This window comes from Microvirga lenta (assembly GCF_020532555.1).
GTDB classification, from domain to species: domain Bacteria; phylum Pseudomonadota; class Alphaproteobacteria; order Rhizobiales; family Beijerinckiaceae; genus Microvirga; species Microvirga lenta.
On record NZ_JAJBBR010000004.1, the window covers coordinates 84,728 to 102,242 of the forward strand.

A 17,515-nucleotide genomic window follows, 5' to 3' on the forward strand; every position below is an offset into this window, starting at 1 on the left:
GATGCAGGATTCCTTCGACATCACGACCCTTATCTTTATCGTACTCGCCGTCTTCGTGATCTGGCGTCTTCGCTCCGTGCTGGGGCAGAAGACCGGGAACGAGCAGCCGCCGATGGATCCGCTCTCGCGCCGCGATGCCGGCCTCAGGCCCGGCAATCCGGCGGCCGAGCAGGACAACGTGGTCCGTCTCCCCGGCGCCAACGGGTCCCGCCCCGCTCCCGAGAACCTGGCCGAACGCTGGAAGGGCATCGCCGAGCCCGGCACCCCGATGGCCCAGGCCCTGACCGAGATCACCCGGGCGGAACCCGCCTTCGAGCCGGCAGGCTTCCTGGAGGGCGCCAAGTCGGCCTACGAAATGATCGTCACGGCTTTCGCGCAGGGAGACCGCCGCACCCTCAAGGATCTCCTGTCGAAGGAGGTCTATGAAGGCTTCGAGCGCGCGATCACCGAGCGCGAGCAGCGGGGCGAGAAGGTGGAAACCACCTTCGTGTCCATCGACAGGGCCGAGATGGTCGGGGCCGAGGTCCAGGGCAAGCAGGCCCAGATCGTGGTTCGCTTCCTGTCCAAGCTCATCACCGCGACCCGGGACGCCTCCGGCGCCGTGGTGGACGGCAGCCCGGACGCGGTCGTCGACGTCACCGACGTATGGACCTTCGCCCGCACCCTCGGAAACCGCGACCCCAACTGGTTGCTCGTCGCCACCGAAGCGGGACAATGAGGCATGGGGCCCGGGCCGCTCTCGGGGGGCTCGCCTGTCTTCTCGCCTGGATCGTGACCATGCCCGCAGATGCCGTATCGCCGCTCGAGGGCAAGGCGCAGCTCGAAGCCCTGTCCTTTTCCGATCTGTCCGGATGGGACGGGGACGACCACGGCGAAGCCTTCCGGGCCTTTCTCCGGTCATGCCGGGCCCTCGACGCCCAGGCGGCCGAATTGCGGCCGGCGCAGAAGCCGGATGCGGGCGTGCTCGCCGTGTGCCGCGAAGCCCTCAAGACCCCTGCCCTCGACGGCGCCGGGGCCCGCGCCTTCTTCGAGCGGCATTTCCAGCCCTTCCTGATCCGCCCCGAATCGGGCGACGGCTTCCTGACCGGTTACTACGAACCCGAGTTCCGGGGCAGCCGCCGGCCGGATTCCACCTACAAGGTGCCCCTGCTCGACCGGCCCGACGATCTCGTCACCATCCCCCAGGGCGAAACCCTGCCGGGGATCGACCCGGCTCTCCAGGCCGCCCGGCGCACCTCCGACGGCCATGAGCCCTATCCCGACCGGGCCGCCATCGAGGACGGCGCCCTCGGGGACAAGGCCAAGCCGGTGGTCTACCTGCGCGAGCCCGGCGAGGCCTTCATCATCCACGTGCAGGGCTCGGCCCGAATCCGTCTCGACGACGGCTCGGTCATGCGTGTGGCCTATGCGGGCCGCAACGGCCGTCCCTACACCTCCATCGGCCGCCTGCTGGTGCAGCGGGGCGAGATGGAGCTGGAGACCATGACGCTGGAAAAGCTCATGGGCTGGCTCAAGGATCATCCGGGTCCCGCCCGCGATCTCATGCGGCAGAACCGGTCCTACATCTTCTTCCGCGAAGCGGCCGAGCTCGCCCCCGAGGACGGGCCCATCGGCGGCGCCGGCATTCCGCTCGTTCCCGGCCGCAGCCTCGCGGTCGACCGCTCCCTGTGGCCCTACGGCCTGCCCTTCTGGCTGGAGGGCGAGCTGCCCGTGACCCTGGACCGGGCCGAGCCCCTGCGGCGGCTCATGATCGCGCAGGATACGGGCTCCGCCATCGTCGGGCCGGCCCGGGGCGATTTCTTCTTCGGCAGCGGCCCCGACGCCGGGACCCGGGCCGGGCTCCTGCGCCACCGGACGCGCTTCGTCGTCCTCAAGCCTCGCCTCGATCCATGACCAAGCGCCGGTCCCGTCCGCTCAGCCCCGAGGAGCGACGGCTCTGGAGCCAGGTGGTCCGGAGCGTCAAACCCCTCAAGGGCAAGCTGCCGCCGCCCGAGCCGGAGCCGGAGGAACAGCCGGCGACCGCCACCGCGCCGGTGCGGGAGGTGGTGCTCGCGCCTTCCCCCTCGCCGTCCCTGCCCCGGAAGCCGCCCGTGACGCCGCTCGCACCCCTCGAGCGCAAGACCGTGAAGGCCCTGCGGCGCGGAACCCGGCAGGTGGACAGCGTCATCGACCTGCACGGGATGCGCCAGGAAGAGGCCCATTACGCGCTGATCAACTTCCTTCACCGGGCGCAGGGCTCGGGCTACGGCATCGTCCTCGTCATCACCGGCAAGGGCGGCGCGGCGGGGCCGGGCCTTTTCGAGGAGCGCGGGGTCCTGCGCCGCATGGTGCCGCACTGGCTGCGCCTGCCCGATCTCAGATCTCTTGTGGTTGGCTTCGAAGAAGCCTCTCCCCAGCATGGCGGATCCGGTGCACTCTATGTCAGGCTTCGCCGCAGGCGGGGCGCGGGATGAACGGATGACTCCTTTCGGCGAACGGGTGCGGCAGCTGCGCCGCGAACGCGGGCTCCTCCTGAAGGACATGGCCGCGCATCTGGGCGTGTCGAGCGCCTATCTGTCGGCCCTGGAGCGGGGCGAACGCGGCAAGCCGACCTGGACCCTGATCCAGGGGGTCCTGCAATATTTCAACATCATCTGGGACGAGGCCGACGAGCTGGCCCGGCTGGCCGACGTCTCGGATCCGCGGGTGAAGATCGACACCGCGAGCTGCGATCCGCGCGCCACCCTTCTGGCCAACCGCCTCGCCCGCGAGATCCGCGGCCTGTCCGAGAGCGAGCTCGAAGCCATCCTGACGATCCTCGACAAGGCGCAGGAACGGAGCCGGCGGGTGGCGTCCCTCCTCGACAAGGCGCAGGATTCGATCCAGTCGTCCTCCTCCCCCGGCTAGGATCCCGACCCGGCCCTGAGAACCGCCGGGGACGCGGCGCCCGACCTTGACCGCCGCGGCTTTGGATGCGAAAGCGCCCCTTTCCCTGAAACTTTCGGTTGCTCATGTCCCAGAATCGCATCGACGTGCTCACGCTCGGCAACGCCATCGTTGACGTGCTCGCCCATACGGACGAGGCCTTCCTCCTCAAGAAGAACGTCCACAAGGGCGCCATGCAGCTCATCGACGAGGCGCGGGCCGAGGAGCTCTACGGCGACATGGGACCGGCCATCATCGTGTCGGGCGGGTCGGCCGCCAACACGGCGGCGGGCGTCGCCTCGTTCGGCGTGAAGGCCGGCTTCATCGGCAAGGTCAAGGACGACGAGACCGGCCGCCTCTTCGCCCACGACCTGAACGCCATCGACGTCCATTACGACGTGATCCCGGCCCAGGGCGGCCCGGCCACGGCCCGCAGCTTCATCCTGGTGACGCCCGACGGCGAGCGCACCATGAACACCTATCTCGGCGCCTGCCAGAACCTCACCCCCGACGACGTGAACCCGGAGACGGTGCGCGCCTCGGGCATCGTCTATCTCGAAGGCTATCTCTGGGATCCGCCGGCCGCCAAGGAGGCCTTCCGCAAGGCCGTGAAGATCGCCCACGAGGCCGGCAACAAGGTGGCGCTCACCCTCTCGGACGCCTTCTGCGTCGACCGCTACCGCGACGAGTTCCTCGGCCTCATGCGCGACGGCAGCCTCGACATCCTCTTCGCCAACATCCACGAGCTGCAGAGCCTCTACGGCACGTCGGACGCCGATACGGCGCTCGCGGCCCTACGGGAGGAGAACGTGCTCGGCGCCATCACCCGCTCGGCGGAGGGCGCGCTCGTGGTCAGCCGCGGCGAGACCAAGGCGGTCCCCGCCTTCCCGGTGGAGCGCGTGGTGGACACCACCGGCGCGGGCGATCTGTTCGCGGCGGGCTTCATGGCCGGCCTGACCCAGGACCTCGACCTCGTCGACTGCGCCCGCCTCGGCGGCCTCGCGGCGGCCGAGATCATCAGCCACCTCGGCGCCCGTCCGCAATCCGACCTGCGCGACCTCGCCCGTCAGCAGGGGCTGCTGGCCTGAAACAGGATCTTCGGCCCGAGCGGCGGGGCATGAGCGATCATGGCTCGCCGCCGGTCGGCCCGAACCAGATGCTGGCGAGGGCGCTGAGGGCCACCAGCACCAGAAAGCCGTTCATGGCGACCAGCAGATAGGGCGGCAGGCGCTGCACGTCCGGGTTGGGCGGCGGCGTGCCGACGAAGACCTGACGCCAGACCGCGGCCGCGAAGCAAAACGCGCTGAACAGCACCAGGACCGATCCGGTGCCGATGATCATCCATTCGGGCACCACGCCCGCGAGCAGCTTCTTGGCTCCGATGCCGGAGGCAAGCGCCGCCAGGCCGGTGCGGACCCAGGCGGCATAGGTCCGCTCGGCGGCGAAGACCGTGCGGTCCGCCGCAAGCTCCGTGCGCCGGTCGGCGCTGTCCTTGGTGACCTTGGCCGCGACGGCGGTGTGCTGGGCTGCGACCTGCGTGTTCTCGGCCGCCTCCTGCGCCTGGTCGGCGCTGCGCCGGATCTCTTTCTCGATCGGTTGCGTGGTCATGCGTGCTCCGTCCCGATGGGAACAACGCACCAGACCGGCGAAGGTTGAGTTCGAGGAAGCGGCGGCGTCAGAGCCTTCTCAGCGCCACCGTCTCGATCCGGTGGCTGGCGCCTTTCTTCAGGATCAGGCTCGCCCGCTGCCGGGTCGGCACGATGTTCTCGCGCAGGTTCAGCAGGTTGATCCGGTTCCACAGGCCGTCGGCGATGGTCATGGCCTCGTCCTCGGGCAGTTCCGCATAGCGGCGGAAATAGGAGAGCGGATCGCGGAAGGCCGTGTGGCGCAGGCGGAGGAACCGGTTCACGTACCAGCGGTGCAGGTCCGCCTCGTCGGCATCGATATAGACCGAGAAATCGAAGAAGTCGGACACGAAGGGGATCGCCGTGCCGTCCTTGGGCATCCGCGCCGGCTGGAGCACGTTGAGGCCCTCGACGATGAGGATGTCCGGCCGGTCGATCACCGTCTCCTCGCCGGGCACCACGTCGTAGACCAGGTGCGAATAGAGCGGGGCGTGCACGTTGCGCTTTCCGGCCTTGATGTCGGCGAGGAAGTGCAGGAGCGCTCCGGTGTCGTAGCTCTCGGGAAAGCCCTTGCGCTCCATCAGGCCCAGCCGCGTCAGCTCCGCGTTGGGCAGGAGGAATCCGTCCGTGGTCACGAGATCGACCTTGGGCGTGTTGGGCCAGCGGGCGAGCAGCGCCTTCAGGACGCGGGCGGTGGTGGATTTGCCGACCGCCACGGAGCCCGCGACCCCGATGATGTAGGGGACCTTCTCCTCCTTCTCGGCGAGGAGAAAGCGCTGCGTCGCCTTGAACAGCCCCTGGGTCGCCGCGACGTAGAGGGAGAGCAGGCGCGACAGCGGCAGGTAGATCGCCGCCACCTCGTCGAGGGAGATCGGATCGTTGAGGGATTGCAACTGCACCACCTCGTCGGCGGTGAGCGTCATCGGCGCATCGGCGCGCAGCCTCGCCCACTCGTCCCGCGGAAAGATCCGGTAGGGCGAGAGACCGTCATCGGCTTCGAGAGGCGGCACCGCGTTGCGTTGGTCCATGAGACCATCCTTTATGGCTTGCGCGCGGCCTTCTCGGCGAGCCCCGATTGCGCGGTGCGGCGCTCCAATTCGGCCATTACCTCATTTAAGGAAATGTCGGCGCCCTGCAACACGACCAAAAGATGATAGAGCACGTCGGCGGCTTCCGCCGTCAGGTTCTTCCGGTCGCCCTGCACGGCCGCGATGGCCGCCTCCACCGCCTCCTCGCCGAGCTTCTTGGCCGCCTTGGCGGGTCCGTCGGCGAGGAGCTTCGCCGTATAGGACTCGGTTGCGGGCGCTGCGGCGCGCTCCGCCACGATGCGGGCGAGATCGTCGAGGGTGAAGGTGGTCATGGTCTATTCCGATGTCGTCCCCGGCCGGAGCGAAGCGGAGGGGAAGGGGATCCATGGATCCCCGAACGGTGGAGTGGATCCCCTTCCCGGCTCTTCGAGCCGCCGGGGATGACAGGAGAGATTCTCCCGCCTCAGGCCGCCTTGTCCAGGGCCGGCTTGTCGAGGCGCATCTTGAGCCCGGCTCCCGCCATGTATTCCTTGGCCTCGCCGATGCTGTGCGTGCCGAAATGGAAGATCGAGGCGGCGAGCACGGCGCTGGCGTGGCCTTCGCGGACGCCGTCGACCAGGTGGTCGAGATTGCCGACGCCGCCGGAGGCGATCACCGGGACGGAGACCGCATCCGAAATCGCCCGCACGAGCGCGAGGTCGTAGCCGCCCTTGGTGCCGTCCCGGTCCATGGAGGTGACGAGGAGCTCCCCTGCCCCGAGCTCCGCGACCTGGCGGGCGAAGGCGATGGCATCGATACCGGTCGGGTTACGGCCGCCGTGAGTAAAAATCTCCCAGCGTGGGGCCTCGCTTGTCCCCGACACCTTCTTGGCGTCGATGGCGACCACGATGCATTGCGCGCCGAATTTCTCCGCCGCCTCGCGCACGAAGTCCGGGTTCTTCACGGCTGCGGTGTTGATCGAGACCTTGTCGGCCCCGGCGAGCAGCAGCTTGCGGATGTCCTCCACGGTGCGCACGCCGCCGCCGACGGTGAGCGGCATGAAGCAGGCCTCGGCGGTGCGGCTCACCACGTCGAGGAGGATGCCTCTCGCCTCGTGGCTCGCGGTGATGTCGAGGAAGCAGAGCTCGTCGGCGCCGGCGGCGTCATAGGCCTTGGCGGCCTCCACCGGATCGCCCGCATCGACGAGGTCGACGAACTGCACGCCTTTGACGACGCGGCCGTCCTTCACGTCGAGGCAGGGAATGAGACGCACTTTCAGCATCAGACGGGCTCCTGGCGCACGGAGCGGAGCAGCGCCAGCGCCTGGTCCGGGTCGATGCGCCCGTCATAGAGCGCGCGGCCCGAAATCGCGCCGCCGAGGACGGCACAGTCGGGATGGGTCAGGCGCTCGATATCGGCCATGGAGGCGAGTCCGCCCGAGGCGATGACCGGGATCGACACGGCCCGCGCCAGGGCCAGGGTCATGGGGATGTTGAGACCCTTGAGGATGCCGTCGCGGGCGATGTCCGTGTAGATGATGGCGGCGACGCCCGCATCCTCGAAGCGGCGTCCGAGCTCCTCGGCCGTGAGGGTCGAGGTCTGGGCCCAGCCCTCCACGGCCACGAGCCCGTCCTTGGCGTCGATGCCGACGGCGATCCTGCCCGGATGGAGGCGGGCCGCCTCGCGCACGAATTCGGGATCGCGCACGGCGGCGGTGCCGATGATGACCCGGGCGACGCCCTTGGCGAGCCAGCCCTCCACGGTCTTCATGTCGCGGATGCCGCCGCCGAGCTGCACCGGAATCGCGACGCGCCCGAGGATGCTCTCGACGGCGGCGGCGTTCATGGGCTTGCCGGCGAAGGCTCCGTCGAGATCGACCACGTGCAGCCACTCGAAGCCCTGGGCCTCGAAGGCGGCGCCTTGCGCGGCCGGGTCGTCGTTGAACACGGTCGCCTGGTCCATGTCGCCCTGGACGAGGCGGACGCAGCGGCCTTCTTTGAGATCGATGGCGGGAAAAAGGATCACGGGCGCCACCTCAGGAAGTTGGCGATGAGCTTGAGGCCGAGAGTCTGGCTTTTTTCGGGGTGAAACTGGGTGCCGACGATGTTGTCGCGCCCGACGATGGCGGTGACGGGCCCGCCGTAATCGGAGACGGCCACCAGGTCGTCCGGGTCCTGCGGCTGGAGCGCGTAGGAATGCACGAAATAGGCGTGCAGGCCGTCCGGTCCGGTCGGAATGCCGTCGAGCAGGGGATGGTCCCTGCGCTTGTCCAGGGTGTTCCAGCCCATATGGGGGATCTTCAGGGCCGGGTCCTGCGGCGCGATGGCCTTCACGTCGCCGTGGATCCAGTCGAGGCCGGGGCTCGTGGTGTGCTCCAGGCCGCGGGTCGCCATGAGCTGCATGCCGACGCAGATGCCGAAGAAGGGCTTGCCGTGCCGGTGCACGCTCTCCTCCAGGGCCTCGACCATGCCGGGCACGGAATCGAGGCCGCGCCGGCAATCGGCGAAGGCGCCGACACCCGGCAGCACGATGCGGTCGGCGGCGCGGACCGCGTCCGGATCGGACGTGACCGTGACGGCATCGTCGAGCCCCGCCTCCCGCGCGGCCCGCTCGAAGGACTTGGCGGCGGAGTGCAGGTTGCCCGAACCGTAATCGATGATGGCGACGCTCACCGGGGACGCTCCGCATCGGGAAAGAGGCCGATGACCGGCTCCGTCCTGGGAGAGGGATAGACGCGGGGCGCCGGCGAGGGAGCGGCGGCGCGGGCGGGAGCCGGGGCCGGGGCGGCGCTCCGTTCGAGCCAGCGGGCGGCGATCTTGGTTTCCGCCTCGTCCCGGTCGGCCGCCGACACCACGTCGGCGGTGGGGCGGCCGTGGCGCGCGAGCGTCCAGCGCCTGAGGCTGTTCGCCTCGAGACCGATCAGCGCCGAGAACAGCACATGCGCCACGAGGCTCGCGGTCGGATGCACGTTCAGCAGGTTCAGCATCATGTTGAAGGCGACGAGCGCGAACAGGACGCAGAGCCCGGCGAGCCAGAGGCGATGCACGAAGAACCACAGGAAGGTGAAGAAGAAGGCGCCCCAGGAAAAGGCGTCCTTCACGAGGTCGGCCTTCTCCAATGCCGCCGGATCACCCGGCCGCGCATCGCGCGGGAGGTGCAGGGTAAAGGTCGTCATGGCGTTTCCGTTCTTATAAAGTGCCCTTGGTGGAGGGAACGCGCCCCTCCTCCCTTGGGTCCACGGCAACCGCCTGACGCAAGGCCCGTGCCAAACCCTTGAAGCAGCTCTCGGCGATGTGGTGGCTGTTGGCCCCGTAGAGCGTCTCCACGTGCAGCGTCAGGCCCGCATTGACGGCAAACGCCTGGAAGAACTCGCGCACCAGTTCGGTGTCAAAGGCGCCGATCTTCTCGGTCGGGAAGGCGGTGCGGAAGACCAGGAACGGGCGGCCGGAAATGTCCACGGCGATGCGGGTCAAGGTCTCGTCCATCGGCAGATGGATATCCGCATAGCGGGTGATGCCCTTCTTGTCGCCAAGTGCCTGCAGAAGCGCCTGCCCGAGAGCGATGCCCGTATCCTCGGTCGTATGATGCTGGTCCACATGCAGGTCGCCCTTCACCGTCACGGTCAGGTCGAAGAGACCGTGGCGGGCGAACAGTTCGAGCATGTGGTCGAGGAAGCCGACTCCGGTGGAGATCTCGGCCTTGCCGGTGCCGTCGAGGGCGATCGACAGGACGATATCGGTCTCGGCGGTGCGACGGCTGACGCTCGCGGAGCGCATCATCAAGGATCCTTTGAGGAATGAGAGACCGCGCCTTCTATCAAGACGCGGCAAGAAACGCCACCCGCGTTGCTTTTGCCCGATCAATGCTTAAGTCAGGGCAGAACCGGCCCGCCCTGCCCTTCCACGGGTGGCCGGCGCCTGCATCTGCGTGACATCACCCCACCCGCCGGAGATTGCTCCCCGTGTCAGAAGACGCCTCCCCCCGCATGCATGCCACGACGATCCTCATGGTCCGCAAGGGCGGCCGGGTGGTCATCGGCGGCGACGGTCAGGTCAGCCTCGGACAGACCGTCGTCAAGGGCAATGCCAAGAAGGTCCGCCGCCTCTCCAAGGGAGGCGTGATCGGCGGCTTCGCCGGATCGACGGCCGACGCCTTCACCCTGTTCGAGCGGCTCGAGGCCAAGTTGGAGCAGTATCCGGGCCAGCTCACCCGCGCCTGCGTCGAGCTGACCAAGGACTGGCGCACCGACCGGTATCTCCGCCGCCTGGAGGCGATGATGCTCGTGGCCGACAAGGAGGTGGGCCTGCTCCTCTCCGGCAGCGGCGACGTGCTGGAGCCGGAAGGCGGCATCATGGCCATCGGCTCGGGCGGAAACTTCGCGCTCGCCGCCGCGCGGGCCCTGGCGGAGTACGAGACCGACGCCGAGACCATCGTGCGCCGCTCGCTTTCCATCGCGGCCGAGATATGCGTCTATACCAATAGCAATATTGTTATAGAAAGCCTCGACCTATGATCACCGATGCCGTCCTCGAACAGGGAGTTGTTCGGGGCATTGTGACGAACGAGCAGGCGATCGGCCTGCGGACCCTTGCCCGCGACATGGCGGCTGCCGCCGCGCCTGAGCCGGAGGACGAGGAGAAGCTGCGCTTCGTCACCGGCTTCAGCGATATTTTCGTCACTTTGGGGATCGGGCTCTTTACCGGCGCGCTCGGCTATTTCGCGTCCCTCTCGGGTGATCTCGCCAGGTGGTCCGTGCTGGCCGTCTCCGCGTGGCTCCTGGCCGAGTTCTTCACGCGCCGCAGGCGGATGGCGCTTCCGAGCATCGCCCTGCTCGCCCTCTTCGCGGTCTCGGTGTTCGGCGCGACGGGCTTCTTCCTCAAGTGGCTCCTCTCGGGAGCGCCGGAGCAGACCGGAGCGTTCGGCGCCTGGGGCTACGACCAGGAGCGTCCATGGCTCGTCGTGTTCAGCGCCCTCGTGACCGTGGTCATGACCGGCCTGCACTATCTCCGCTTCCGGGTGCCGATCACGGTCGCGGCCGGTGCCGCCGCTCTGGTCCTGGCGCTTCTCGGCCTGATCTCCGCCCTGGTCCCCGAGCCTCCCCAAGACATGGTCATCGGCGCCCTGTTCCTCTGTGGCTGCGCCGTCTTCGCCCTGGCGATGCGCTTCGATCTCTCCGATCCGGAGCGCGTGACGCGCCGCAACGACATCGCCTTCTGGCTGCACCTGCTCGCGGCGCCCCTGATCGTCCATCCGGTGATCTCGCAATTCGCGGGCAATGGCCTGATGCCCGGGATCGGGACCGCCGTCGCGGTGCTCGCCATCTTCGTGCTGCTCGGCGCCATCGCGGTGGTGATCGACCGGCGCGCCATGCTCGTCTCCGGTCTCGTCTATGCGGGATACGCCTTCGCGTCTCTCATCCGGGAGATCGGCCTCGACGACCAGACCGCCCCCGCAACCCTGCTCGTGCTCGGCGCCTTCGTTCTCCTGCTCAGCGCAGGCTGGGGGCCGGTGCGCGCGGCGCTGCTGCGACTTCTTCCCACCCACCTTGCGCACAGGCTGCCACACCCCATTCTTTCATCATCATGACCACGTTCTCCCCCCGTGAAATCGTTTCCGAACTCGATCGTTACATCGTTGGCCAGAACGACGCGAAGCGCGCCGTGGCCATCGCCTTGCGCAACCGCTGGCGCCGTCAGCAGCTCGAAGGGCATCTCCGCGAGGAGGTCGCGCCCAAGAACATCCTGATGATCGGTCCCACCGGCTGCGGCAAGACCGAGATCTCCCGCCGCCTGGCGCGGCTCGCCAACGCGCCCTTCCTGAAGGTCGAGGCCACCAAGTTCACGGAGGTGGGCTATGTGGGCCGCGACGTGGAGCAGATCGTGCGCGACCTCGTCGAGGTCGGCATCGGCCTCGTGAAGGAGGAGCGGCGCAAGCAGGTCCAGGCCAAGGCCCATGTGGCCGCCGAGGAGCGCGTGCTCGACGCCCTCGTGGGCGCGACCTCCAGCGCCGCCACCCGCGATTCCTTCCGTCGCAAGCTGCGCGCCAACGAACTCGACGACAAGGAAATCGAGATCGAGCTGCAATCCTCCGGCTCGTCCGGGATGCCCATGTTCGAGATCCCCGGCATGCCGGGCGCCTCCGTGGGGGCGATCAACCTCTCCGACATGTTCGGCAAGGCCTTCGGCGGACGGCCCAAGGCCCGGCGCACCACCGTGCGCGAGGCCTACGAGCCCCTCGTCGCCGAGGAGGCCGACAAGCTCATCGACCAGGACGCCATCGTGCAGGAGGCGATCCAGCAGGTGGAGAACAACGGCATCGTGTTCCTCGACGAGATCGACAAGATCTGCGTCCGCGAGGGCCGCACCGGCGGCGGCGACGTCTCCCGCGAGGGCGTGCAGCGCGACCTGCTGCCGCTGATCGAGGGCACCACCGTCGCCACCAAGCACGGCGCGGTGAAGACCGACCACATCCTCTTCATCGCGTCGGGCGCCTTCCACGTGTCGAAGCCGTCAGACCTGCTGCCGGAGCTGCAGGGCCGCCTGCCGATCCGCGTCGAGCTTTCGCCGCTGACCGTGGAGGATTTCAAGCGCATCCTCACCGAGACCGAGGCGAGCCTGATCAAGCAATCCGTGGCCCTGATGCGGACCGAGGGTGTGGAGCTCGTCTTCACGGACGACGCCATCGACGCCCTGGCGCAGGTGGCGGTCGACGTGAACAACTCGGTCGAGAACATCGGCGCGCGCCGCCTGCAGACCGTGCTGGAGCGGGTGCTCGACGACATCTCCTTCACGGCTCCCGACCGTTCCGGCGAGGCGGTGACCATCGACGCGTCCTATGTGCGCGGCGAGGTGGAATCGCTCGCCAAGAACACGGATCTCAGCCGGTTCATCCTGTAGGACGCCCGAGTTCGCCCGAGGCCGGGAACCTCCAGCACGCTCTGGGGATTCCCGGCTCATGACCACGGCCCATGACGAACTCAGCAGGAAGGCCCTCGCGATCCACGAGCGGCTCTGCGCCGTCTACGGCTGCCCCATCCCCTATTTCCACGATTTCGACCCCTTGAGCGAGTTGATCTCCTCGCTCCTGTCCCACCGCACCCGCAACGCGGATTCGGGCCGTGCCTTCAAGGCCCTGCGGGCACGCTACGCCGACTGGGCTTGCCTGAGGGATGCGCCGGTCTCCGAGGTGGAGGAGACGATCCAGGGGGTCACATGGCCGGAGCAGAAGGCGCCGCGCCTCCAGGCGGTGCTGCGCGCGGTGACGGAGCGCCACGGCCGCCTCTCCCTCGATTTTCTCGCCGATATGCCGGCCGTGGAGGCGCGGGCCTGGCTGGAGAGCATCCCCGGCATCGGGCCGAAGACGAGCGCGGCGGTGCTGGCCTTCTCGAACCTGCGCAAGCCTGCCCTGCCCGTGGACAGCCACCATCACCGGGTGGCGCAGCGCACCGGCCTCATCCCCCGCTCCTTGAGCGTCGGTCCGTCCCATGCGGCGCTGGCCGCCCTGCTGCCGCCGGATTGGAGCGCGCAGCAGGTCTACGACAACCACGAGGTCATGATGCTGCACGGGCAGCGGTGCTGCTTCTTCAGGAATCCGGCCTGCCGGCGCTGTGCCGTTCTCGACCTCTGCCCGACAGGGCAGGGCCTTGCCGGAGAGCCTTCGGAAAACGTCCGGCCCCGGGAACAGACGAGGGCCGGAACGCCTCCGTAAGACGGCTCACGTTTCCGTGAGGGCGACCGGCCGATGTTGGAACGACCTCCGACGCGATGCGTTCGCTAGGCAACGTCAAAGGAGCTTTCCATGCGTAAAATGTTGATGGCAGTCATTGCCTCCGCCGCTTTCGGCACCGCCGGCCTGATGGCCGCCCCCGCTTCCGCTCAGACGCAGGCCGCCCCGGTCAGCGAGCTGGTCGCCGCCCTGAACAAGGGCGAGCTGCAGACGAGCTATTCGCAGTACGTCCAGCGCCGTTACGTCCGCCCCGGCCCCCGCGTCGTGGAGCGCCGCTACTATCGTCCGGGCCCGCGCTATTACGGCCGCCCTTACGCCAATGACCGCCGCTACTATCGCCGCGACCGCGGTTCCGCCGCTGCGGCGGGCGCCATCGGTCTCGCCACCGGCGCGATCATCGGCGGCGCGCTGGCCCAGCAGCAGCAGCAGGCTCCGGTCTATGCCGCTCCGAACCGGAGCGCGGTCGCCTATTGCTCGCAGCGCTTCAAATCCTACGATCCGGCCTCGGGCACCTATCTCGGCTATGACGGCCGCCGTCACGCCTGCCCGTAAGCAAAGCGGGACGCGAAAGAAAAACGGGCCCTTCAGGGCCCGTTTGCTTTTGGTGGCGCTTACTTCGCCGCGATGACGGCGATCTCGACCTTGAAGGCCGGCGCCGCGAGCTTGGCCTCGACCGTGGCGCGGGCCGGGGTGTTGCCGGGCGACACCCACGCGTCCCACACGGCGTTCATCTCCTGGAACGTGCCCATGTCGGTGAGCCAGATATTGGCCATCAGGACCTTCGACTTGTCCGTACCGGCCTCGGCCAGCAGCCCGTCGATGATGGAGAGGATTTCCTTCGTCTGCTCGGTGACGCTCTGCCCCGCCGACTGATTCGCGACCTGACCCGCCAGATAGACCGTGTTGCCGTGAACGACGGCGCCGCTCATGCGGGGACCGGGCTTGATGCGTTGAATCGTCATGATCTGCCTTTGTGAGAGAAAGAAAGTGCACCCCCGCTTTTGGGATGCGGGAGCCCCCGCGGTCAAGGGGGCGGGACGGCCCCGCCTTCTCCGGCGGCAGGGCCTATGGGGGCGAACAGGTAGCGCTCGAACCAGTTCGGGAAATCGCGCACGAGCGCCTTCGGCCCTTCGACCGCCAGGCCCATCCGCTGCGCTTCCCTGAAATCCGTGTCGCCCCGCCACCAGGCCACCAGGGCGGGGAGGGGGGAGCGGACGCGGACCGGCTCGGGAAAGCCCGGATTCTGCGTGCACAGCGAGATCTCCGACACCTTCAGCAGCAGGAAGCGCGGCTGCCGCTGCCCGTCGATCTCGAAGCGGATGACGATGGGATCCTTCGGGATCGCCTCGGCGCGGACCCGCCTGTGCATGTCGACGAGCAGGGGCTCGGCATCGAGATCCTCCTCCGCCGGGCGCCGCGGCAGCCATCTCTGGCCCCAGGCGCCCATGGCGCCCACCAGGGACGCCAGCTCCCGGCCGGATTCGGTGAGGTCGTATTCGGGGCCGGTCCTGCCGTCGCGGCGCGTTACGGCCCCGATGGAAACCAGCCCCTGCAGCCGCTCGGACAGCATGGTGCGCGAAATGCGCGGAATGCCCCGCCGGATGTCGTTGAAGCGCCGGCTCCCGCACAGGAGCTCCCGCACGACGAGAAGGGTCCAGCGGCCGCCCAGGACCTCGTGGGCGCGCGCCACCGAACAGAACTGACCGTAACCCGCCATGGCCGAGGGCTAACACGACCCCGTCCGGCGGGGAAGTCCGGATTCCGGACCTGACAGGCCCGTCTCCCGGCACCATAGATCCCCGACATCGGTCTTGCCGGAAAGAGGACGGGCATCATGAACGACATGGCGGGCAACATCCTGCAATCCATCGGCAACACGCCTCTTCTGGCCCTGCGCAGGATCGTGCCCGGCAACGGCGCGCGGGTCCTGCTGAAGCTGGAGAACCAGAATCCGACCGGCAGCATGAAGGACCGGATGGCGCTCGCCATGGTCGAGGCCGCCGAGGCGGACGGCCGTCTCGCGCCGGGCGGATCGGTGGTCGAATATACCGGCGGCAGCACCGGCGTCTCCCTGTCCCTGGTCTGCGCCGTGAAGGGCTATCCCCTGCATGTGGTGACCTCGGACGCCTTCGCCCGGGAGAAGCTCGACCACATGGCGATCCTGGGAGCCAGGCTCCAGGTCCTGGAGAGCGACGGCGGGCGCATGACCGAGAAGCTCACCAAGGACATGATCGCGGCCGCGGGCGTGATCGCGAGGGAGACCGGGGCCTTCTGGACCGACCAGATGAAGAACCGGGACCAGCTTGCCGCCTATCGCGCGATGGCGGAGGAGATCTGGGTTCAGACCGGCGGGCGCATCGACGGCTTCGTCCAGAGCGTCGGCACGGCGGCGTCGCTGCGGGGCAATGCCGAGGGCCTGCGCCGCCGCCACGGCAGGATCAGGATCGTCGCCGTGGAGCCCGCCGAATCCCCGGTCCTGTCGGGCGGCGCCTCGGGCGCCCACAGGATCGACGGCATCGGCGCGGGCTACGTGGTCCCGCTCTGGGAGGACGGCATCGCCGAGGGGATCGAACGGGTCTCCACGGACGAAGCCATGGACATGGCCTTCCGGCTCGCCCGGGAGGAGGGCCTCTTCGCCGGCACCTCCACGGGCGCCAACGTCATCGCGGCCCTGCGGCTCGCCGAGACGCTGGGGCCGGACGCGACGGTCGTCACGATCATGTGCGACACGGGGATGAAGTATCTGAGAACCTTCGGGGCGCGGCTCGGGTGAGGGGCGGGCCCCGGCCCCGTCAGTAAAGCGTCTCGCGCACCCGCTCGGCCAGGCCCTTGTCGTAGGTCTCGCCGCCGACCCGGTTCTCGCTCATGGCGGCCAGGATCTGGCCGGCGCTCGGAAGGGAACTGCGCGCCACGTGCTTGTCGGGGTTCCACAAATCCGAGCGCACGACCGCCCGGGAGCACTGGAAGTAGACCGCCTCGACGGTGATCATCAGCACCGTGCGCGGCGCCTTGCCGTCGACGGCGAAGCTCTCCAGCAGGGCAGGGTCGGTGGAGATCGCGGCGCGGCCGTTGACGCGAAGGGTCTCGCCGATGCCGGGGATGAGGAAGAGCAGGGCCACCTGCGGGTCGCGCACGATGTTGCGCAGGGAATCGAGCCGGTTGTTGCCGCGCCGGTCGGGCAGGAGAAGCGTCTTCTCGTCCTGCACCCGCACGAAGCCCGGCCCGTCGCCGCGGGGCGAGCAGTCGAGCCCTTCCGGACCCCGGGTCGCCAGCGCCGCGAAGGGCGCGGCCTCGATCAGGGCCCGGTAGACCGGAACCACCCGGTCGGCCTCCTTGACGAGGGACGCCTCCGGCGGCTCGCCGTAAAGGGCTTCGAGATCGGCGAGGGTGGTGACGGTGTGGGACATGAATCATCCGAAGAAGGAGGCGCCTTATCTTTCCCACACCAGGCCGGGTTTGGGCTAGATGCGGTCGAACACCTCCGGCTGCAGCTTGCCCGTCTTCAGCAGATGCTGCAGCGCATATGCCACGGAGAGGGCATCGTCGAGGGCGTCGTGTCCCTGCAGGGGAGGGTGCTCGACGCCGTAATAATCCGCCAGCTTGTTGCTGGGCGTCTTCCCGATATCCTCCACCGGCATCCCCGCCGCGATCACGAGCTTGACGGCATTGTCGAACCGGTGGGCCGGAATGGACCACGGAATGCCCGCGACATAGCAGCTGATGGCGACCATGTTCAGCTCGTCCTTGCCCCACGACCAGGACGTCGCGCCATCGGAGAAGCGGTCGAAGCCCGCAAGGGCTTCCTGCAACGGCATCCCCTCGGCTTGGATGTCGTCCTCGCTGATGCCGGTCAGCTTGGTGAAGAACGGGTCGATCGGGTATCTGCCGCCGAAACGGTCGACCGGCCGGACATAGGCCCTGTAGGTGTCCAGGAGGGGGAAATCGCCCTCCAGCCCGAGCTTCACGGCGCCGATCTGCGCGATGACCGGATCGGGATCGTGAGCCCCGCACCAGAACCTGCCCTGCGAGCCCTGGACGCAAAGAAACTCGCAGTCGAATACGATGGCGGTCTTCATGATCGATGCTCCCCTTCTTTGCGGGCATGAGTTTTCGCGAAGCCAAGCTAGAGCATATGCTTCGATTCCGCAGGGATAAAATCCGCGACCGGGATGAATTCTGCCTGCGGGAGAGCAGCCGAGCCTTGCCGGATCATGGCCCGCCAGCGCTGCGAAGGGTCGGCTCAGGACAGGAAGT

General features: G+C 68.4%; 23 protein-coding genes. 11 read left to right on the forward strand and 12 right to left on the reverse strand.

Features of this window, described 5'->3' with window-relative positions; all coding sequences use genetic code 11:
- The first annotated feature begins 1 nt into the window (after window position 1).
- The 5 genes from LGR44_RS06130 (at window position 2) to LGR44_RS06150 (ending at window position 3,992) form a co-directional block, all read left to right on the forward strand.
- On the forward strand, window positions 2–718 hold the full coding sequence (locus LGR44_RS06130; protein WP_226738374.1) for a Tim44/TimA family putative adaptor protein: 717 nt from the start codon (window positions 2–4) through the stop codon (window positions 716–718).
- Window positions 715–1,893, forward strand: a complete 1,179-nt coding sequence (gene mltA, locus LGR44_RS06135) for a murein transglycosylase A (RefSeq protein ID WP_226738376.1) — start codon at window positions 715–717, stop codon at window positions 1,891–1,893. The genes LGR44_RS06130 and mltA overlap by 4 nt, the downstream gene beginning before the upstream one ends.
- Window positions 1,890–2,453, forward strand: coding sequence for a Smr/MutS family protein (locus tag LGR44_RS06140; RefSeq protein WP_226738378.1), 564 nt, complete (start codon window positions 1,890–1,892; stop codon window positions 2,451–2,453). Before mltA ends, LGR44_RS06140 begins: the two co-directional genes overlap by 4 nt.
- Before the next feature lie 4 nt (window positions 2,454–2,457).
- A complete protein-coding gene (locus LGR44_RS06145; protein ID WP_226738380.1) occupies window positions 2,458–2,886 on the forward strand; it encodes a helix-turn-helix domain-containing protein in 429 nt (142 codons plus the stop codon).
- Between the two features lie 104 nt (window positions 2,887–2,990).
- Window positions 2,991–3,992 (forward strand): adenosine kinase, encoded by a 1,002-nt coding sequence (locus LGR44_RS06150; protein ID WP_226738383.1) that lies wholly within the window; start codon window positions 2,991–2,993, stop codon window positions 3,990–3,992.
- Between the two features lie 37 nt (window positions 3,993–4,029).
- Here LGR44_RS06150 and LGR44_RS06155 read toward each other — a convergent pair whose 3' ends face one another.
- The 8 genes from LGR44_RS06155 to hisB form a co-directional block, all read right to left on the reverse strand.
- Window positions 4,030–4,512 carry a YidH family protein gene (locus LGR44_RS06155; RefSeq protein ID WP_226738385.1) on the reverse strand — a complete coding sequence of 161 codons (483 nt, stop codon included), beginning with the start codon at window positions 4,510–4,512 and terminating at the stop codon, window positions 4,030–4,032.
- Between the two features lie 67 nt (window positions 4,513–4,579).
- Window positions 4,580–5,557 carry a type I pantothenate kinase gene (gene coaA, locus LGR44_RS06160; protein WP_226738387.1) on the reverse strand — a complete coding sequence of 326 codons (978 nt, stop codon included), beginning with the start codon at window positions 5,555–5,557 and terminating at the stop codon, window positions 4,580–4,582.
- An 11-nt stretch (window positions 5,558–5,568) separates the two neighbouring features.
- The gene (locus LGR44_RS06165; RefSeq protein ID WP_226738389.1) at window positions 5,569–5,889 is read right to left on the reverse strand and encodes a phosphoribosyl-ATP diphosphatase; all 321 of its coding nucleotides are present in this window, start codon (window positions 5,887–5,889) and stop codon (window positions 5,569–5,571) included.
- 131 nt (window positions 5,890–6,020) lie between these two features.
- A complete protein-coding gene (gene hisF / locus LGR44_RS06170; RefSeq protein WP_226738391.1) occupies window positions 6,021–6,818 on the reverse strand; it encodes an imidazole glycerol phosphate synthase subunit HisF in 798 nt (265 codons plus the stop codon).
- The gene (gene hisA, locus LGR44_RS06175) at window positions 6,818–7,570 is read right to left on the reverse strand and encodes a 1-(5-phosphoribosyl)-5-[(5-phosphoribosylamino)methylideneamino]imidazole-4-carboxamide isomerase (protein ID WP_226738393.1); all 753 of its coding nucleotides are present in this window, start codon (window positions 7,568–7,570) and stop codon (window positions 6,818–6,820) included. Before hisA ends, hisF begins: the two co-directional genes overlap by 1 nt.
- A complete protein-coding gene (gene hisH / locus LGR44_RS06180; protein WP_226738395.1) occupies window positions 7,558–8,208 on the reverse strand; it encodes an imidazole glycerol phosphate synthase subunit HisH in 651 nt (216 codons plus the stop codon). The genes hisA and hisH overlap by 13 nt, the downstream gene beginning before the upstream one ends.
- Window positions 8,205–8,711, reverse strand: coding sequence for a DUF2628 domain-containing protein (locus LGR44_RS06185; protein ID WP_226738397.1), 507 nt, complete (start codon window positions 8,709–8,711; stop codon window positions 8,205–8,207). The genes hisH and LGR44_RS06185 overlap by 4 nt, the downstream gene beginning before the upstream one ends.
- 13 nt (window positions 8,712–8,724) lie before the next feature.
- Complete coding sequence (gene hisB / locus LGR44_RS06190; RefSeq protein WP_226739228.1) at window positions 8,725–9,312, reverse strand: imidazoleglycerol-phosphate dehydratase HisB; 588 nt, start codon at window positions 9,310–9,312, stop codon at window positions 8,725–8,727.
- A gap of 209 nt (window positions 9,313–9,521) precedes the next feature.
- Here hisB and hslV point away from each other — a divergent pair, with 209 nt between their 5' ends.
- The 5 genes from hslV to LGR44_RS06215 all read left to right on the forward strand — a co-directional run bounded on the left by hslV (window position 9,522) and on the right by LGR44_RS06215 (window position 13,813).
- Window positions 9,522–10,049 carry an ATP-dependent protease subunit HslV gene (gene hslV / locus LGR44_RS06195; RefSeq protein WP_226739230.1) on the forward strand — a complete coding sequence of 176 codons (528 nt, stop codon included), beginning with the start codon at window positions 9,522–9,524 and terminating at the stop codon, window positions 10,047–10,049.
- Entirely contained in the window at window positions 10,046–11,122 is a 1,077-nt protein-coding gene (locus tag LGR44_RS06200; RefSeq protein WP_226738399.1) for a hypothetical protein, read from the forward strand. Before hslV ends, LGR44_RS06200 begins: the two co-directional genes overlap by 4 nt.
- Window positions 11,119–12,432 carry an ATP-dependent protease ATPase subunit HslU gene (gene hslU, locus LGR44_RS06205; protein WP_226738401.1) on the forward strand — a complete coding sequence of 438 codons (1,314 nt, stop codon included), beginning with the start codon at window positions 11,119–11,121 and terminating at the stop codon, window positions 12,430–12,432. Before LGR44_RS06200 ends, hslU begins: the two co-directional genes overlap by 4 nt.
- A 58-nt stretch (window positions 12,433–12,490) precedes the next feature.
- Window positions 12,491–13,243 (forward strand): endonuclease III domain-containing protein, encoded by a 753-nt coding sequence (locus LGR44_RS06210; RefSeq protein ID WP_226738403.1) that lies wholly within the window; start codon window positions 12,491–12,493, stop codon window positions 13,241–13,243.
- 90 nt (window positions 13,244–13,333) lie between these two features.
- Entirely contained in the window at window positions 13,334–13,813 is a 480-nt protein-coding gene (locus tag LGR44_RS06215) for a BA14K family protein (protein ID WP_226738405.1), read from the forward strand.
- A 59-nt stretch (window positions 13,814–13,872) separates the two neighbouring features.
- On the opposite strand, the gene LGR44_RS06220 is transcribed toward LGR44_RS06215, so the two are convergent.
- Window positions 13,873–14,223 (reverse strand): RidA family protein, encoded by a 351-nt coding sequence (locus LGR44_RS06220; protein ID WP_226738407.1) that lies wholly within the window; start codon window positions 14,221–14,223, stop codon window positions 13,873–13,875.
- Window positions 14,224–14,285: 62 nt separating this feature from the next.
- Window positions 14,286–14,978, reverse strand: a complete 693-nt coding sequence (locus LGR44_RS06225; RefSeq protein WP_226738409.1) for a winged helix-turn-helix transcriptional regulator — start codon at window positions 14,976–14,978, stop codon at window positions 14,286–14,288.
- Between the two features lie 117 nt (window positions 14,979–15,095).
- On the opposite strand from LGR44_RS06225, the gene LGR44_RS06230 reads away from it, so the two are divergent.
- Window positions 15,096–16,034 (forward strand): PLP-dependent cysteine synthase family protein, encoded by a 939-nt coding sequence (locus LGR44_RS06230; protein ID WP_226738411.1) that lies wholly within the window; start codon window positions 15,096–15,098, stop codon window positions 16,032–16,034.
- Between the two features lie 19 nt (window positions 16,035–16,053).
- Here the strand turns inward: LGR44_RS06230 and LGR44_RS06235 are convergent, their stop codons facing one another.
- Window positions 16,054–16,668 (reverse strand): pyridoxamine 5'-phosphate oxidase family protein, encoded by a 615-nt coding sequence (locus LGR44_RS06235; protein WP_226738414.1) that lies wholly within the window; start codon window positions 16,666–16,668, stop codon window positions 16,054–16,056.
- A gap of 54 nt (window positions 16,669–16,722) precedes the next feature.
- Window positions 16,723–17,337 (reverse strand): 3'-5' exonuclease, encoded by a 615-nt coding sequence (locus LGR44_RS06240; RefSeq protein WP_226738416.1) that lies wholly within the window; start codon window positions 17,335–17,337, stop codon window positions 16,723–16,725.
- Window positions 17,338–17,515: the final 178 nt, after the last annotated feature.

Excerpts from the sequence above, each read along its gene's own strand:
- LGR44_RS06130 (WP_226738374.1), top strand. The coding sequence starts at position 2 with ATGCAGGATTCCTTCGACATCACGACCCTTATCTTTATCGTACTCGCC.
- LGR44_RS06215 (WP_226738405.1), top strand. The coding sequence starts at position 13,334 with ATGCGTAAAATGTTGATGGCAGTCATTGCCTCCGCCGCTTTCGGCACC.
- hisB (WP_226739228.1), bottom strand. The coding sequence starts at position 9,312 with ATGCGCTCCGCGAGCGTCAGCCGTCGCACCGCCGAGACCGATATCGTC.
- LGR44_RS06240 (WP_226738416.1), bottom strand. The coding sequence starts at position 17,337 with ATGAAGACCGCCATCGTATTCGACTGCGAGTTTCTTTGCGTCCAGGGC.
- LGR44_RS06220 (WP_226738407.1), bottom strand. The coding sequence starts at position 14,223 with ATGACGATTCAACGCATCAAGCCCGGTCCCCGCATGAGCGGCGCCGTC.
- mltA (WP_226738376.1), top strand. The coding sequence starts at position 715 with ATGAGGCATGGGGCCCGGGCCGCTCTCGGGGGGCTCGCCTGTCTTCTC.
- LGR44_RS06150 (WP_226738383.1), top strand. The coding sequence starts at position 2,991 with ATGTCCCAGAATCGCATCGACGTGCTCACGCTCGGCAACGCCATCGTT.
- LGR44_RS06185 (WP_226738397.1), bottom strand. The coding sequence starts at position 8,711 with ATGACGACCTTTACCCTGCACCTCCCGCGCGATGCGCGGCCGGGTGAT.
- LGR44_RS06155 (WP_226738385.1), bottom strand. The coding sequence starts at position 4,512 with ATGACCACGCAACCGATCGAGAAAGAGATCCGGCGCAGCGCCGACCAG.
- hisF (WP_226738391.1), bottom strand. The coding sequence starts at position 6,818 with ATGCTGAAAGTGCGTCTCATTCCCTGCCTCGACGTGAAGGACGGCCGC.
- LGR44_RS06230 (WP_226738411.1), top strand. The coding sequence starts at position 15,096 with ATGAACGACATGGCGGGCAACATCCTGCAATCCATCGGCAACACGCCT.
- LGR44_RS06165 (WP_226738389.1), bottom strand. The coding sequence starts at position 5,889 with ATGACCACCTTCACCCTCGACGATCTCGCCCGCATCGTGGCGGAGCGC.
- LGR44_RS06235 (WP_226738414.1), bottom strand. The coding sequence starts at position 16,668 with ATGTCCCACACCGTCACCACCCTCGCCGATCTCGAAGCCCTTTACGGC.
- LGR44_RS06200 (WP_226738399.1), top strand. The coding sequence starts at position 10,046 with ATGATCACCGATGCCGTCCTCGAACAGGGAGTTGTTCGGGGCATTGTG.
- LGR44_RS06140 (WP_226738378.1), top strand. The coding sequence starts at position 1,890 with ATGACCAAGCGCCGGTCCCGTCCGCTCAGCCCCGAGGAGCGACGGCTC.
- LGR44_RS06145 (WP_226738380.1), top strand. The coding sequence starts at position 2,458 with ATGACTCCTTTCGGCGAACGGGTGCGGCAGCTGCGCCGCGAACGCGGG.
- hslU (WP_226738401.1), top strand. The coding sequence starts at position 11,119 with ATGACCACGTTCTCCCCCCGTGAAATCGTTTCCGAACTCGATCGTTAC.
- LGR44_RS06210 (WP_226738403.1), top strand. The coding sequence starts at position 12,491 with ATGACCACGGCCCATGACGAACTCAGCAGGAAGGCCCTCGCGATCCAC.
- LGR44_RS06225 (WP_226738409.1), bottom strand. The coding sequence starts at position 14,978 with ATGGCGGGTTACGGTCAGTTCTGTTCGGTGGCGCGCGCCCACGAGGTC.
- coaA (WP_226738387.1), bottom strand. The coding sequence starts at position 5,557 with ATGGACCAACGCAACGCGGTGCCGCCTCTCGAAGCCGATGACGGTCTC.
- hslV (WP_226739230.1), top strand. The coding sequence starts at position 9,522 with ATGCATGCCACGACGATCCTCATGGTCCGCAAGGGCGGCCGGGTGGTC.